General features: G+C 42.3%; 14 protein-coding genes and 8 tRNA genes. 7 read left to right on the top strand and 15 right to left on the bottom strand.

The annotated features are described in order from the left end of the window. Positions 1–46 precede the first annotated feature (46 nt). Positions 47–289, bottom strand: a complete 243-nt coding sequence (locus tag ACTJKA_RS08395; RefSeq protein WP_212339517.1) for a type B 50S ribosomal protein L31 — start codon at positions 287–289, stop codon at positions 47–49. Positions 290–464: 175 nt separating this feature from the next. On the opposite strand from ACTJKA_RS08395, the gene ACTJKA_RS08390 reads away from it, so the two are divergent. The 4 genes from ACTJKA_RS08390 (at position 465) to ACTJKA_RS08375 (ending at position 3309) form a co-directional block, all read left to right on the top strand. Continuing rightward, on the top strand, positions 465–1796 hold the full coding sequence (locus ACTJKA_RS08390) for a cytochrome ubiquinol oxidase subunit I (RefSeq protein WP_035391038.1): 1332 nt from the start codon (positions 465–467) through the stop codon (positions 1794–1796). 22 nt (positions 1797–1818) lie between these two features. Further along, on the top strand, positions 1819–2865 hold the full coding sequence (locus ACTJKA_RS08385) for a cytochrome d ubiquinol oxidase subunit II (RefSeq protein ID WP_169476099.1): 1047 nt from the start codon (positions 1819–1821) through the stop codon (positions 2863–2865). 68 nt (positions 2866–2933) lie between these two features. After that, positions 2934–3092 (top strand): DUF1540 domain-containing protein, encoded by a 159-nt coding sequence (locus tag ACTJKA_RS08380; RefSeq protein ID WP_008342921.1) that lies wholly within the window; start codon positions 2934–2936, stop codon positions 3090–3092. Between the two features lie 25 nt (positions 3093–3117). Then, the gene (locus ACTJKA_RS08375; RefSeq protein ID WP_008342920.1) at positions 3118–3309 is read left to right on the top strand and encodes a hypothetical protein; all 192 of its coding nucleotides are present in this window, start codon (positions 3118–3120) and stop codon (positions 3307–3309) included. Between the two features lie 105 nt (positions 3310–3414). Here ACTJKA_RS08375 and menC read toward each other — a convergent pair whose 3' ends face one another. The 6 genes from menC to ACTJKA_RS08345 form a co-directional block, all read right to left on the bottom strand. Then, on the bottom strand, positions 3415–4539 hold the full coding sequence (gene menC / locus ACTJKA_RS08370; protein ID WP_008342917.1) for an o-succinylbenzoate synthase: 1125 nt from the start codon (positions 4537–4539) through the stop codon (positions 3415–3417). After that, positions 4526–5986, bottom strand: a complete 1461-nt coding sequence (locus ACTJKA_RS08365; RefSeq protein ID WP_035391033.1) for an o-succinylbenzoate--CoA ligase — start codon at positions 5984–5986, stop codon at positions 4526–4528. The genes menC and ACTJKA_RS08365 overlap by 14 nt, the downstream gene beginning before the upstream one ends. 70 nt (positions 5987–6056) lie before the next feature. After that, complete coding sequence (gene menB / locus ACTJKA_RS08360) at positions 6057–6875, bottom strand: 1,4-dihydroxy-2-naphthoyl-CoA synthase (protein WP_008342913.1); 819 nt, start codon at positions 6873–6875, stop codon at positions 6057–6059. 14 nt (positions 6876–6889) lie between these two features. Continuing rightward, positions 6890–7720: a 2-succinyl-6-hydroxy-2,4-cyclohexadiene-1-carboxylate synthase gene (gene menH / locus ACTJKA_RS08355; RefSeq protein WP_206114021.1), complete on the bottom strand. Its 831-nt coding sequence runs from the start codon at positions 7718–7720 to the stop codon at positions 6890–6892. Further along, positions 7705–9447, bottom strand: coding sequence for a 2-succinyl-5-enolpyruvyl-6-hydroxy-3-cyclohexene-1-carboxylic-acid synthase (gene menD, locus ACTJKA_RS08350; protein WP_440607689.1), 1743 nt, complete (start codon positions 9445–9447; stop codon positions 7705–7707). The genes menH and menD overlap by 16 nt, the downstream gene beginning before the upstream one ends. Then, a complete protein-coding gene (locus ACTJKA_RS08345; protein WP_440607688.1) occupies positions 9440–10858 on the bottom strand; it encodes an isochorismate synthase in 1419 nt (472 codons plus the stop codon). The genes menD and ACTJKA_RS08345 overlap by 8 nt, the downstream gene beginning before the upstream one ends. Before the next feature lie 382 nt (positions 10859–11240). Here ACTJKA_RS08345 and ACTJKA_RS08340 point away from each other — a divergent pair, with 382 nt between their 5' ends. The 3 genes from ACTJKA_RS08340 to ACTJKA_RS08330 all read left to right on the top strand — a co-directional run bounded on the left by ACTJKA_RS08340 (position 11241) and on the right by ACTJKA_RS08330 (position 13595). After that, positions 11241–12179 (top strand): 1,4-dihydroxy-2-naphthoate polyprenyltransferase, encoded by a 939-nt coding sequence (locus ACTJKA_RS08340; RefSeq protein ID WP_017358382.1) that lies wholly within the window; start codon positions 11241–11243, stop codon positions 12177–12179. A 117-nt stretch (positions 12180–12296) separates the two neighbouring features. Next, a complete protein-coding gene (locus ACTJKA_RS08335; RefSeq protein ID WP_345911068.1) occupies positions 12297–13031 on the top strand; it encodes a TraR/DksA C4-type zinc finger protein in 735 nt (244 codons plus the stop codon). 87 nt (positions 13032–13118) lie between these two features. Next, positions 13119–13595 carry a TspO/MBR family protein gene (locus ACTJKA_RS08330; protein WP_008342900.1) on the top strand — a complete coding sequence of 159 codons (477 nt, stop codon included), beginning with the start codon at positions 13119–13121 and terminating at the stop codon, positions 13593–13595. Positions 13596–13672: 77 nt separating this feature from the next. Here ACTJKA_RS08330 and ACTJKA_RS08325 read toward each other — a convergent pair. From ACTJKA_RS08325 to ACTJKA_RS08290, 8 genes are all read right to left on the bottom strand, one after another. After that, positions 13673–13744 (bottom strand) — tRNA-Glu (locus tag ACTJKA_RS08325). A gap of 7 nt (positions 13745–13751) precedes the next feature. After that, positions 13752–13842, bottom strand: a tRNA-Ser gene (locus tag ACTJKA_RS08320). Positions 13843–13845: 3 nt separating this feature from the next. Beyond that, positions 13846–13920: transfer RNA gene (locus ACTJKA_RS08315), tRNA-Asn, on the bottom strand. A gap of 6 nt (positions 13921–13926) precedes the next feature. Then, positions 13927–14003 (bottom strand) — tRNA-Ile (locus ACTJKA_RS08310). A 16-nt stretch (positions 14004–14019) separates the two neighbouring features. Then, positions 14020–14093 (bottom strand) — tRNA-Gly (locus ACTJKA_RS08305). Positions 14094–14104: 11 nt separating this feature from the next. Then, positions 14105–14180 (bottom strand) — tRNA-His (locus ACTJKA_RS08300). A gap of 24 nt (positions 14181–14204) precedes the next feature. Continuing rightward, positions 14205–14277, bottom strand: a tRNA-Phe gene (locus ACTJKA_RS08295). Between the two features lie 17 nt (positions 14278–14294). Next, a tRNA-Asp gene (locus ACTJKA_RS08290) sits at positions 14295–14371 on the bottom strand. Positions 14372–14388 lie beyond the last annotated feature (17 nt).

Here is a 14388-nt window from a genome sequence, read left to right as displayed (position 1 = left end):
TTTTACTGCACAAAAAAACACACCATGATCAGGTGTGTTTCTTTGTTTACATTTGATATTTTTTCTTAAACTGCTCCGCTCTGCCGCCTTTTTCTCCGAATTTCTGGCGTCCTGTATAAAATGGATGCGTATCTGAGCTTGTCTCTACTTTAATGACAGGATAAGCCTTCCCATCTTCCCACTCTACGGTCTCATGTGATGTCTTTGTTGATCTACTTAAGAAGCGGTAACCGCTGTTTACGTCCATAAATACAACTTCATGTGAGGTTGGATGAATATCTCTTTTCAATGTCAAAACTCCCTTCATCATTAAAACGTAACGATTACGTTTTATAATTATATTCTACTCCCTCTTTTACAACTTGTCAAAAAACAAGCTTTCTTAATCAGGAAGAATAATCTAAAAATGGTGGAGAATAATAAACACCATCAAAAGAGATGCGATAAGAAAGGCGGAGAAAAAATTGACTGATCTCGTTTTAGCTAGAAGTCTGTTCGGCACAACAATGGGCTTCCATATTATTTATGCCTCGCTTGGCGTAGGCATCCCGCTAATGATTTTGTTAGCTGAACTCATCTTTCAAAAAACGAAGGACCCGCATTATGCCATCATGGCCAAACGATGGACAAAAGCGCAGGCTGTTCTGTTAGGGGTCGCCATTCCAACCGGTACCATTGCTGGTACGCAGCTTGCCCTTCTATGGCCTGGTTTTATGGAGGTCATCGGAAAGGTCATGTCACTGCCATTTCAAATAGAAATTTATGCTTTCTTTATTGAAGCATTATTTATGTCTATTTATGTGTACGCAGCAGATCGTTTATCACCAGCCATGCGCATCATTACCGTTATTTTCGTTGTCATTGGTGCAGCAGCTTCAGCGATTCTCATTACAAACGTACATGCTTTTGAAGGAACACCCGCTGGCTTTCAAATGGTCAATGGAGAAATAACGAATATCGAACCTTGGAAGGCCTTTTTCAATCCAAGTTTTGTTGTCACTGCTACACATGTAGTACTGTCTGCTTTTACAACAGGCGCTTTTGTCATTGCTTCTGTCGCTGCATTTAAAATGTTGAAAACAAGAAAAAACGAAAAGCTCTATACCTTTCATCGAAAAGCCCTTTTTCTTGGACTGATTGTTGGTGGACTTTTCTCTTTTCTCACAGCCTTAAACGGTCACGAATCAGCTCAGCTTCTGTATGAATATCAGCCTGAAAAATTAGCGGGTGCTGAAGGTTTATTTGAAACGCAATCGCATGCGCCTCTTGCCATTGGCGGTTTTACTGATGCCAATACGCAAGAAATCAAAGGAGCTATCGAAATCCCTTGGGCGCTTAGTTTTCTTGCAGGAAATAGCTTTGATACTGTGGTTAAAGGGTTAAATGATTTTCCTAGGGACGAGTGGCCGCCTTTATTTATTCACACATTATTTAATGGAATGGTCATTATCGGCTCATTGCTCATTTTCTTTGCTGTGTTAGCACTGTTTTACCGCAAAATTTTAAAACGCGAACATTATCCAAAATGGCTGCTTGTCCTTTATTTATTTGGCGGGCCCCTTAGTCTCTTGGCGATTGAATTTGGCTGGATCTTTGCCTGTACAGGCCGTCAGCCATGGGTGATTTATCGAATGCTCAAAACCTCTGAAGTCGTCACATCATCAGGATCTATCGGTACACTTTTCATCCTTTTTGCCATTGTCTATCTCATTTTAGGCATCGCAACTGTGATTGTACTGACGTACTACTTTAGAAAACATTCAATTGAAGAAGACTTACGGTTAACAGAATCTTAAAAAGGGAGCGATCTTGATGCAAATGGATGTAACAACTGATGCACTCATTGCAATCACCATCTTATGGGGATTCGTGTTTATCTATGCAGTGATGGCATCAATGGATTTCGGTGCAGGATTTTGGTCAATGATTTACATGAACAAAGAGCAGACAAAGGCCGCAAATATCGCAAATAAGTATCTTTCTCCAACTTGGGAAGTAACAAACGTCTTCATTGTAGCCATCGTCGTTGCCTTGTTTAGCCTGTTTCCAGGTGCAACATTTGTGCTAGGCACTGTTCTATTAATACCCGGCAGCATTATTTTGTTGCTTCTTGCACTGCGAAGCGGATTTCTCGTCTTCTCTCATTCACTGCCTAAAAAATATAGAAAAGCCGTGACATATATTTCAGGAATTAGCGGCTTTATTATTCCGTCCATCCTCATCATGGTTCTCCCCATTACACATGGTGGATTCATCTTTCAGGAGAATAATGTCTACTCATTAGATTTAGGATTGGTCTTTACAAGCGCAAATGTCTATTCTTTCGTAGGTTTTGCGATTTTCAGTACCCTTTTCCTCTCATCTTTACTTTTAGCTGATTTTTCTAATGTTGCAAACGAAGATGAGGCTTATAACATTTATAGAAGAGGAGCACTGATTACAGGTCCGCTTTCTCTCATGATGGCTTTCTTTATCATGCTCACACTGAGAAGTGAGGCCAATTGGCTGTTCACAAAAATGATGCAGAACATCCCGATCCTGCTTGTTTCTCTGCTCATGTTTTTGCTTGCAGGTTTGGCTCTATTTTTACCAAACAGCCGCTTTAAACATCGGAAAGGGAGACCACGTTTAGCGGTTATCGCCATTACAATTCAATATTTCTTAGCAAGCTATGTGTATGGACATGCGCATTTGCCCTATATGGCCTATCCTGATATTACCATTATGTCTGGATTTACAGATCCCGTCACATTTAGGGCATTATTTATTACGTATATTGTAGGGTTTATCATCCTATTCCCTGGGTTCTACTTCTTCTGGAAATTGTTTATGAAAGATAAGCGTTATATTCGTCAGGAAGATTAACATGAATGAACGACCCGTGCTTCGGTTACATTATAGATGAAAGACATACTCAAAAGGAGGTCATCTGTATGAGTCAAAAAATCCTTTGTGAAGTAAACAACTGTTCCTACTGGAATACTGGAAATCGTTGTGGTGCAGATGCAATTTATGTCGTCAGCCATACAGGAAATACGGCTGAGAAAAGTGAAGAAACTGACTGTAAAACGTTTAAACCTCAAGACCTTTAAGTCTCATTAAAGGAGGCGCTTCGCTTTGAAAAACGATCGGCTTGCTCAAACGTTTCTTGAAGAAATTCAGGACGCGGACGAGGCTGCATTTTATCAAGCAGCTCACTCCTTTTTAAATCTTTGGGATTATGAATACGGACATGTTTCCGACATGCCCAATGACATGTATCAGTATATTGGACAGCTTGCTTACGACAGCGGGCTTGTAGAAGAGTAAGAAAGAGCGGATGACCGCTCTTTCTTTTTGTTCAGACAGGAAGGAAAAACTTTCCTCAACTATACAGTGGTTCTATGGATGGTGCAAATGGCGATTCATTTGTTTTCATTTCACAAAATCATGTTTTGTAAACACATCAATTTTATCTGAGAAAGAACGAAGCGCTTGATAATCAACTTCTACGCCCATACCTGGAGAACGAGGCACCTCAATAAACCCATTTTCAACTTTGATTTCAGGAAAAATGATATCCTGCTCCCAATATTTCGACGATGCTGAAATATCCCCAGGAATCGTAAATTGCGGAAGTGATGCAAGTGCCACGTTTTGCGCGCGAGAAATGCCTGTTTCAATCATTCCCCCGCACCATAACGGAATCTGCTGCTCCTTGCAGAACGCATGAATCTTAAGAGCTTCAGTCAGCCCTCCAACTCGTGAAGGCTTCACATTAATAATCTGACAGCTTCCAAGTTCTACAGCTTTTCTCGCATCATCTAAAGAACAAATACTTTCATCCAAACAGATTGGTGTTTTTAAATGCTTTTGCAAATGCCGATGATCGACAATGTCATCTGCAGCTAAAGGCTGTTCAATCATTAATAAACGAATATCGTCGAGCTGCTTCAGTTTGCTAATATCCTTTAATTCATACGCAGAGTTTGCATCCGCCATTAACGGAAGGTGAGGGAAAGACTCTCTTATCTTTTGTAGAAGTCCAATATCTTGTCCAGGCTTAATCTTCACTTTCACACGCTGATAGCCTTGATCAACAAACTGCTCTATTTGCTGAATCATATCATCTATTGGTCCTAACCCCGCAACGACACCAGATGGAATTCTATCTCTAGTACCGCCTAAGACGTCACGTAAGGACTTATTTTCTCGCTTCGCATAAATATCCCACACAGCTGCCTCAATTCCCGCTTTGGCCATTCTATTGCCTTTAAAATGGTACAAGCTGTCTGGTATGTCCGAAGGATGTGTAAAAGATCGGGTCAGCACGTTCGGGATAAAGAAAGCCCTCAGCATGTGATAGCAGGTCTCGATGGTTTCTTCTGTATACCACGGAGAAGAGAAGGCAGATACCTCTCCCCATCCAGTTAATCCTGTTTGATCTTTGACCTCGACAATAATAAACTCACGCTCTGAAATGGTCCCAAGGCTCGTTGTAAACGGCTGTTTGAGTTTCATCGTGACATGATATAAGATCACACGTTCAATTTGAATCATCTAAAAACCCCTTTGATTTGAGTCTGTGCCTCTGCAATTTATTCGACGCATTCCTTGGCAGCTCATCCACAAAGTGAAAAGCGGCGGGCCATTTATACTTGGCTAATTGCGACTGACATAAAGCATAGAGCTCATTCTCCGGAATCTGCTCATCTGTCACAAGGAAGGCAGCAGGTACCTCTCCCCATTTTTTATCATACATACCCGTCACTCCGGCTTCCTTTACATTTGGATGTGTTAAAAGAACTGCTTCAATTTCTGCTGGATAAATATTTTCTCCGCCAGAAATAATTAAGTCTGACCGCCGATCAAGCACAAATAAGAATCCGTCCTCATCTACATAGCCAATATCACCCGTTTTCAGCCAGCCCTGCTCAAATGCAGCAGCTGTTGCCTCTTGACGATAAAGGTAGCCTTTCATGACATTTGCACCTTTTACCATGATTTCACCATGCTCAAAAGGACGACACGGACGGTTCTCATCTTGAATCTTTAATTCACACCCAAAAAGGGGCTTTCCCGCTGATCCAAGCTTTTCCACACTAAATTCGGGCGCAAGTGTCACAATTTGTGAGCAGGTCTCCGTCATACCGTACGATTGAAACACAGGAAATCCTTTCTCCTTACTCTCTTGAAGCATCGCATAAGGCGCAGGGCCTCCGCCTAACAGCAGGCAGCGCAAAGATGACGGACATTCTTCAAGTCCACTTAATAAACGGGACAGCATGGTTTGTACAACTGACACCATCGTCACTCGATGCTGTTCAATAGCATCCTTGACTTCATCGACATCAAACTTTTGATGAAGCACGACAGTCATACCGTATATGACAGATTTAAATATAGCGGATAAACCGCTTATATGAAAAAGAGGCAAGGCAATGAGCCAGCGGTCGTCCTCCCTGATCCCTAAATTCAATGCCGAGGAAACAGCACTATGAAAATGATTGCCAAACGTTTGCTCCACCCCTTTAGGGCGTCCTGTCGTTCCAGATGTATACATAATCGTCGCCGTCTCATTTAAATCAATATCATGTACGACCTTCTTTTCCATATCATGATCTGCATCAGGTAAAGTCTCTATTGTATAAACAGGTAAATCACCATGATGCTCATTTGCATATGCAGGCTCTGTTAATAAAGCCATGACTTTCGCATCTTTCAGCTGAAAACGTCTCTCTGCTTTTGTTAACTTATTGTTCAATAACACAATCTTGAAGCCTAATAAAAAACAAGCGTGAACAAGCATGACCATGTGAGGATGGTTGTTCATTAAAATCGCAACCGTATCCCCTTTTTTAAAAGATGCACGTGTCAGTCGATTTGCAAGTTGGTCTACATCATTCGCTAAATCACGAAATGTCCACTCGTTGTCTTGATAAATGAGTGCGACCCGGTCTGGCGTTAAATACGCACGGTGCAGCAGCCAATTCGGTTGCTTCATCATGACACCTCCTTTTCATAAAAGAAAACAGCTCAGTCTGATGCACTAAGCTGTTTTCATCCATATCATTGAATCAAGGGAAACGAGGGAACTGACCGAAGTCTGGCTTCCGTTTTTCCTTAAAGGAATCGCGTCCTTCTTTTGCTTCATCTGTTGTGTAATAAAGAAGGGTCGCATCTCCTGCAAATTGCTGAATACCAGCTAATCCATCTGTGTCCGCATTAAATGCAGCTTTCAAGAATCGTAAAGCAGTCGGGCTCTTTTCTAGCATGTCCTCACACCACTTCACTGTTTCTTCTTCCAGCTGCTCTAATGGTACAACTGTGTTGACAAGTCCCATATCAAGCGCTTCTTGTGCATTGTATTGACGGCATAAGTACCAGATCTCTCTTGCTTTCTTATGACCCACAATACGTGCAAGATAGCCAGATCCATAACCAGCATCAAAGCTGCCCACTTTTGGTCCTGTTTGTCCAAAAATCGCATTGTCTGCTGCAATCGTGAGGTCACACACGACATGAAGCACATGCCCGCCGCCAATCGCATAGCCCGCAACCATCGCAATAACTGGTTTTGGAATGACACGAATTAAACGCTGTAAGTCTAGGACGTTTAGACGTGGAATTTGATCGTCTCCTACATAGCCGCCATGACCGCGTACTTTTTGGTCTCCACCTGAACAGAATGCTTTTCCTCCAGCACCTGCAAGGACAATGACACCAACATCTGAATTGTCGCGAGCACGTGAGAATGCATCAATTAATTCACTTACAGTCTTTGGTGTAAATGCATTATGTACATGCGGACGGTTAATGGTAATTTTTGCAATCCCATTATATGTTTCATATAAAATTTCGTCATACTGACGCTCAGTTTGCCATTCAATAGCCATCAATATTTCCTCCTCTAATCTTGCGATAAAATAAACTCACTTACTATTTTACCAAAAAAATGTGGTTGTTCCACATGAACTGTATGCCCGGCATGCTCTACTACTGTGAATTGACTGTATTCAAGCGCCTGCTGCATACGTTTGGCGATGTGACAGAACTTTTTATCAAGTGTTCCGCAAATGAGTAAAACAGGCTGTTTTATCTGCTTTAATGCTTCCCACATAGACGGCTGTGAGCCGGTTCCTATACCTTCTAAGCTGCGAGCAAGCCCGTTAGGATCGGCTTTTAGCCTTCCCTCTCTCAGTTGCGTTAGCCTGTCCGCTGGCAAGGATTTCTGCGAAGCAAACAGCGGAATGTTCTCCCAAAAATCCACAAACTGTGCTAATCCTTCATGTCTGATCTTTTGAGCTAGCTGATGATCATGATTCAGCCTCGCCATCCGCTCTTTAAAAGAGTTCAGCCCTGGAGATGTACTCTCAAGAATCAGTTTGTTTACACGTTCTGGATAACGGGAGGCAAATGATAAAGCAATACGCCCTCCCATAGAATATCCGAGAATGTTCACTTTGTGAAGCTTTAATTGATCTAAAATCTCAGCAAGATCTGCCAGCTGCTGGGACATTGCATATCTTCTTATACTCTTTGGTGAGTCTGTGCGGCCATGTCCAAGCAAGCTGACCTGAATCAATCTCGTATGTTTTTCTGTATAAGTATTCAAAAAAGCCCAAGAAGCTGCACTCCCTGTAAAGCCATGTAAACATAACGTGGCATTTTCAGCAGATGGGTTATGGTCTATCACCTCATACGCCACACCATCGTGCATTCGTATTATGAGTGAAGGCATTCTTTTTTCACTTCCCTCAATATCTCGTCCATCATTTGGCGATGTTTGCCCACGCGAGAATGCCGGTCAGTTTCAATCTCAATTAAATGAAGCCCTGGTTCTTGGATATGCGCCAAGTACACATCTTTTAACTCTTCTTTCGTTGTCGGCTTCGAATAGGTTCCCCCATATAGCTTTGATGCATACTCAAAATTCAACCCAGTCGGCGTACCAAAGAGCTTTTCATAATACGGTTCATCGGATGCCTGCGGAAGGAAAGAAAAGATTCCTCCACCATCATTGTTTAACAACACAACCGTGAGCGGAATGCCCATTAGCTTAGCTGCAAGAAGACCGTTCATATCATGGTAAAAAGACAAATCGCCGATGACTAAAGTGATGGGTTGTTTCAAGGCTGCATATGTTCCAAGAGCTGTGGACACAACACCATCAATACCATTTGCTCCGCGATTCGCCATCATCCGAAACGGTTTTGACTGCGTTTCAAAAAAGGTATCGACATCTCGAATAGGCATACTATTTCCGATAAAGAGCACACTCTCTTTTGGCAAAAGGTGCTGCAGCTGACGATACACATTTCCCTCAAATGTCAGGTCCTCATCATTGTATTGATTTGCATGCATTCTAAAAGAAGAATTGACACTCTGCCAGCGTCGTAAATTAGATGTATCCTGACGCTTTTCCGCTCTCATCAAGACTTCTTCTACAAAAGAGGCTGCATGACTTTCAATCATGTATGATGCGCTTAAACCAGGATCTCGATAACCACCCGCAGCATCGACGACAATCTGCTTCACTTCCGCATGCTTTTCCAGCCACTTAAATAAAGGCTTAGACACAGGCATCGGTCCAAAACGAATGACCATTTCAGGCAAGAGATGCTGCTGCAATGCCTCATCTTTTAACAAAGAATCGTATGCATCTATAATGTATTCTTCACTTTCATGTCCATTTCGCAAAAGAGAAAGCGGGTCAGCTAAAATTGGCAGATGCAAAGCTTTTGCAAGACGTAACACTGACGCCTGCTCTTCCGCCGAGTGAAGTTCACCAGCAACAATGATTCCTTTTGCCGCTTTGTTCATGATAGACACTAATTCTGACATAACCCGATCATCAGGACGAGCTTGACCTGCTGCTAAAACTTTGTTCGCAGCTCCTTCTTCTCTATCAAAAGGATCGATAGACAAGTCAGGTAGCAATGGTTCTCTCAGCGGCACATTCACTTGAACTGGTCCCTTTGGCTCCTGCGTTGACACATGACTTGCCCTAGCAGCAGCAGTCTGGACATACCGCAGCATCGTTTGGCTTTCTTCTGGCAAAGCTAAGTCTGTGAACCATTTAACAAACTTACCGAATAAGAATTGCTGATCAATCGCTTGAGGTGCCCCAACCTCCCTCAATTCGTGCGGCCGATCAGCAGTTAAAACAATCAGTGGTACCCGAGAATAATGTGCCTCGACAACAGCTGGGTAAAAGTTAGCTGCTGCCGTACCTGATGTACAAATGAGTAGCACTGGTGTTTGGCTCGCTTTCGCAAGACCCAGTGCATAAAAAGCAGCAGACCGTTCATCCACTAACACATGGACATTGATTTCTCGATGAGCAAGAGCGAGCATCGCAAGCGGTGTTGAACGGGAGCCAGGACAAACAACTGCCTCCTTCACACCACTTTGCACAAATTCATCCATTAATCTGCCAATATATCTTGTCATGATTTGATTATTCAATAGGACGACCTCCAAGAGCAGACAGCATTGGTCTTAATTTCACTTGCGTTTCTTCATACTCCTGTTTTGCAAGGGAATCCTCTACAATTCCACATCCAGCAAACAAACGAACTTGGTCTTCCTCAATAAGACCTGATCGAATGGCTACAGCAAATTCCCCATTGTCCTTAGAGTCAATCCATCCCACTGGCGCCGCATACCAACCGCGTTTCAACGGTTCGATTTCACGAATCACCTCTACCGCTTTTTCCTTAGGATATCCTCCAAGCGCTGGTGTTGGATGAAGCTGTTCAATTAATGAAAAGAGTGAACAGCTGCTTTTAATTTCTCCCACAATGGGTGTAAATAAATGCTGAATGTTTTTCGTTTTATAAAGACTTGGTTGATTTGGCTTATGCACATGATGGCAGTTTGCTTCAAATGCCTGCTCAATCATATTCACGACAATTTGATGTTCAATCAAATTTTTCTCATCACAAAGCAGTTCCTCACCTAGTGCCTGATCTTCTACTTCATCTTGACCACGAACAATGGAACCTGCCAAACACGATGAAAAGACTTCACCACCGCTTTTTTTCACTAAACGTTCAGGCGTCGCCCCGACAAATGCTTGTCTTCCCTGCTCTATAGCAAATACATAACTCGTTGTTTGATGTTTTAGTAATTCTGCTAATAGTGGAGCGAGTTCTATTTGATTTTTATAGTGAAGCAAGACTTCTCTTGCTATAACAACCTTTTCATATTCGTTCACACGAATGTGTTCTGTCGCTTCATGGATTGCTTTCATCCATTCCTGGACATCTAACTCTTCCATATGCACAAGCTCAGCTTGTCCATGATTTCTGACAGGCAATGCATCAAAATTAGAAGCTTTCTGTTCTAACTCTTGAATGAGCTGATGAACATTCCCGTCCACCTCGTTCCATTCATTGATCGTTAGAAACGTGCCTTCTTTGGAAACAGTCAGCATCATCGATGGCACAAAAAAATGAGCCTCGCCAAATGCTTCCCAGTGACGCGCCTTCTCTTCATATGGATCAAATGAAAATCCTCCAAATAAAAGCGGACCAACTGCCGCTTGCTTTAACTCCTTCTCATCATGAAAATGGAACATATGCTGTTTCAGCTGCTCCCATTCTTGATGGACGATATTGAATCGTTCTTTGCCTTGCTCTGATGATTTAATCACGGCCGCTCTGCCAAGTCCAGAAAATATCATTTGGCTTTCTGGATCAGACCAAAAAAACCGCTCGCCTAAAAAATCCGCTTCGCCGCTTTGGAAAAAGGCAAGAGGATCCAGATCGTCAACTCTTCTGGAGTAGCTTATCAAAACAGCATGGTTGACGTTATTCGCTTCTTCTAATGTCGCAAGCGCTTCCTGCCGGAAAGTACTTTGCACTGTTGTCACCATGATACATTCCTCCAAAATCCATGAAATAACATATAAAAATAAAACCATCATGTAAAAAATACATGAACATTCGAGTATGTCGAATGACCTGCTTTTCTATTATAAACCTTAACAGATGAACTTAGTAAAGAAAACAGCTTTTAAAACCTCGAATCCTTATTATATCACGCTTTCAAGATTTTTTCGCTCCCGCTTATTGAAATGAGAACATCTCTTAAAAAATGGTAAGACCTGTTCGAAGATCAAGCTTTCTCTCTATATGGGAACGATTAGCAAACATCTTTTTCTTGTTTCATCGCATCAATATATTGACACCTTTTTGAACTTTGCTAAACTGGAATTTGGACGTGTACGTATTTTTTTATTTAAAGGAGTATATTTTATGCAGCATCAATCGATATCAGATCAGCTTTCACCAATTAAGCCTGATAAGAACTGGCGGATTTGGTGGAATTTACTACGACCGCATACATTAACAGCGGCATTTATTCCCGTTACTTTAGGAACTGTCCTAGCACTTCCGAGTGGTCAAATACATGTTGGGCTATTTTTAGCTATGCTATTTGCATCGATGTTTATCCAAATTGCAACAAACATGTTTAATGAGTACTTTGATTATGTTCGCGGATTGGACAATGAGAAATCTGTCGGTATCGGCGGAGCGATCGTGAGAAACGGTGTAAAACCAAAAACAGTTTTAGGCCTCGCTTATGCCTTATTCGCGCTTTCTTTATTACTTGGGATCTATATTTGCATGATGTCTAGCTGGTGGATTGCACTCATAGGACTAATTTGTATGGCAGCAGGCTATTTTTATACCGGCGGCCCTGTACCAATTGCTTATACACCATTTGGAGAACTTGTATCAGGTGCTTTTATGGGACTAGGCATCATTTTAATTAGTTTCTATATCCAAACAGGAACATTGACATCAAAAGCTGTGCTCATTTCATTACCCATCTCTATTTTAGTTGGTGCCATCTTACTGTCGAACAATATCCGTGATTTAGACGGTGATAAAGAGAATGGACGAAAGACACTTGCTATCCTAGCTGGACGTAAAGCGGCCGTCAACATCCTACTTTCCATGTTTGTGATCTCATATGTACTCATTTTTGTTTATATCTTTATGGATATCGTGGGTCTTTGGAGTCTTCTTGTCTTACTCAGTGTGCCAAAAGCTTATACAGCCATTAAAGAATTTAAGCAAAAAGAAAAACCAATTGAATTAATGAATGCTATGAAGTCGACAGCACAAACCAATACGTTTTTTGGTTTCCTGTTAACGATCGCATTGATCTTACAATACTATCTCGCATAACACGAAACGCCTGCAGCCGCAGGCGTTTTTTATTGAAAAATTGCTTCAAATTGGCACAAGTCTTACATAAAAATTTGCTCATACTAACAATATGTTTGATATGAAAGGATGATCGCTTTGTTGTCTAAAAACGAATTACATCTGTTGAAGCAGCGACTTCTCGATGAAAAACAAGAAATTGAAGCCAAAAGCCATGACGATGAACAGAAAGTATCATTTCCTTATGATTCAGTGGGCGAACTGTCAGCCTATGATAACCACCCTGGCGACCAAGGGACAGAACTATTCGAACGCGGAAAAGACATTGCCTTAAACAGTTTGGAACATGAGCATCTGTCCGATATCAATGAAGCACTCCAAGCAATGGCAGACGGCTCTTATGGTTTGTGTAAAGTGTGTAAAGCCCCTATTCCTAAAGAACGCTTAGAAGCCCTTCCCACCGCCATCACATGCACAGAGCATTCAAAAGAACAGACCGTTTCACAAAACCGACCCATTGAAGAGGACTTATTAAGTCCGCCCTCAGGGCAATTTGAAAATGAAGAAAGTGCTGCATATGATGGCGAAGATGCCTACCAAGATGTAGAACGCTATGGGAACTCTGATACCCCGTCCGATATGGAATTTCCTCCATTGACATACGATGATGTGTATACACAATCAGAAGATGAAGATTATGTGGAAGACTACGAAGGGTTTGCAGCTGCTGATATTGAAGGAAAAGCAAGCAAGGTCTATCCAAATAAAGCACACGAAGCTTATGAAGAAGCATTAGATGAAGAAGGCGTCATGACGGTGTTTGGTGACTTGAAGCCTTACGAAGAAGATCCTTATACTAAAAAAAATCATTAGTCCCCACATATTGGGGGCTTGATGTTTATATCATGTAATAATTGGGAAATAAGTTGAAGAGTGAATTGATTGGGAGGAGATTTCTGGATGGCTAAAAAAAGTATCATTTGGGCGGTTATCGTCTTCTTTATTACATACGCATTATTTTCTATTGCAGGGTTCCTGTTCCCTATCGACAGAGAATGGTATGACGCACTAAATAAACCTGAATGGACACCTAGTGGTGGTGTCATCGGTGCGGTCTGGGCTGTCTTATTCGCCCTCATTTCGTTATCTGCCGCCATCATTTATGCAAAGTATGGTTTTCAAAAAATCACATTACCATTTTGGATTCTGTTTCTTTTAAATTATGTATTCAATCAAGCCTTTAGCTTTTTTCAGTTTACACAAAAAGATTTATTTGCAGCTACGATCGACTGCCTGCTTGTAGCACTGACAGCACTCGCGCTTGTCATCGTCTCACGTAAACTAAGCAATGTTGTTCCAATTTTATTGATTCCCTATGTTTTATGGGGATTCTTTGCGACATACTTGTCTTATACGATCTATTCCATGAATATGTAAGAAAAGACCGCTATGATGGCGGTCTTTCGTTTTGCGGAAAATAAAAAAGAGGTCTTTATTAGACCTCTTTAAAAAAATGACCCGTACGGGATTCGAACCCGTGTTACCGCCGTGAAAGGGCGGTGTCTTAACCGCTTGACCAACGGGCCAGAAAAATGGCGGAGAAGGAGGGATTTGAACCCTCGCGCCGCTTGCGCGACCTACACCCTTAGCAGGGGCGCCTCTTCAGCCACTTGAGTACTTCTCCATTTGGCTCCGCAGGTAGGATTCGAACCTACGACCGATCGGTTAACAGCCGATAGCTCTACCACTGAGCTACTGCGGAAAGTCATGGTGGGCCTGAGTGGACTCGAACCACCGACCTCACGCTTATCAGGCGTGCGCTCTAACCAGCTGAGCTACAGGCCCATGAACGATATGCAAATGGAGCGGGTGATGGGAATCGAACCCACGACATCAGCTTGGAAGGCTGAGGTTTTACCACTAAACTACACCCGCAATTATATGTATGGGGCGATTGATGGGAATCGAACCCACGAGTGCCAGAGCCACAATCTGGTGCGTTAACCACTTCGCCACAACCGCCATACTGATATTTATTTGTAAAAGTGGCTCGGGACGGAATCGAACCGCCGACACACGGATTTTCAGTCCGTTGCTCTACCAACTGAGCTACCGAGCCAAGTATTCATTTGAAAATGGCGGTCCGGACGGGACTCGAACCCGCGACCTCCTGCGTGACAGGCAGGCATTCTAACCAACTGAACTACCGGACCATTAGAGAAAAAATTTG

This window comes from Bacillus sp. 22190 (assembly GCF_052045575.1).
GTDB classification, from domain to species: Bacteria; Bacillota; Bacilli; order Bacillales; family Bacillaceae; genus Bacillus; species Bacillus altitudinis.
This window is presented reverse-complemented; position numbering and strand designations above follow the sequence as displayed.

Coding starts and splice junctions, on each gene's coding strand:
- menH (WP_206114021.1), bottom strand. CDS start 7,720: ATGCCTTCACTCATAATACGAATGCACGATGGTGTGGCGTATGAGGTG.
- ACTJKA_RS08385 (WP_169476099.1), top strand. CDS start 1,819: ATGGATGTAACAACTGATGCACTCATTGCAATCACCATCTTATGGGGA.
- menB (WP_008342913.1), bottom strand. CDS start 6,875: ATGGCTATTGAATGGCAAACTGAGCGTCAGTATGACGAAATTTTATAT.
- ACTJKA_RS08340 (WP_017358382.1), top strand. CDS start 11,241: ATGCAGCATCAATCGATATCAGATCAGCTTTCACCAATTAAGCCTGAT.
- ACTJKA_RS08345 (WP_440607688.1), bottom strand. CDS start 10,858: ATGGTGACAACAGTGCAAAGTACTTTCCGGCAGGAAGCGCTTGCGACA.
- menC (WP_008342917.1), bottom strand. CDS start 4,539: ATGATTCAAATTGAACGTGTGATCTTATATCATGTCACGATGAAACTC.
- ACTJKA_RS08380 (WP_008342921.1), top strand. CDS start 2,934: ATGAGTCAAAAAATCCTTTGTGAAGTAAACAACTGTTCCTACTGGAAT.
- ACTJKA_RS08330 (WP_008342900.1), top strand. CDS start 13,119: ATGGCTAAAAAAAGTATCATTTGGGCGGTTATCGTCTTCTTTATTACA.
- ACTJKA_RS08365 (WP_035391033.1), bottom strand. CDS start 5,986: ATGATGAAGCAACCGAATTGGCTGCTGCACCGTGCGTATTTAACGCCA.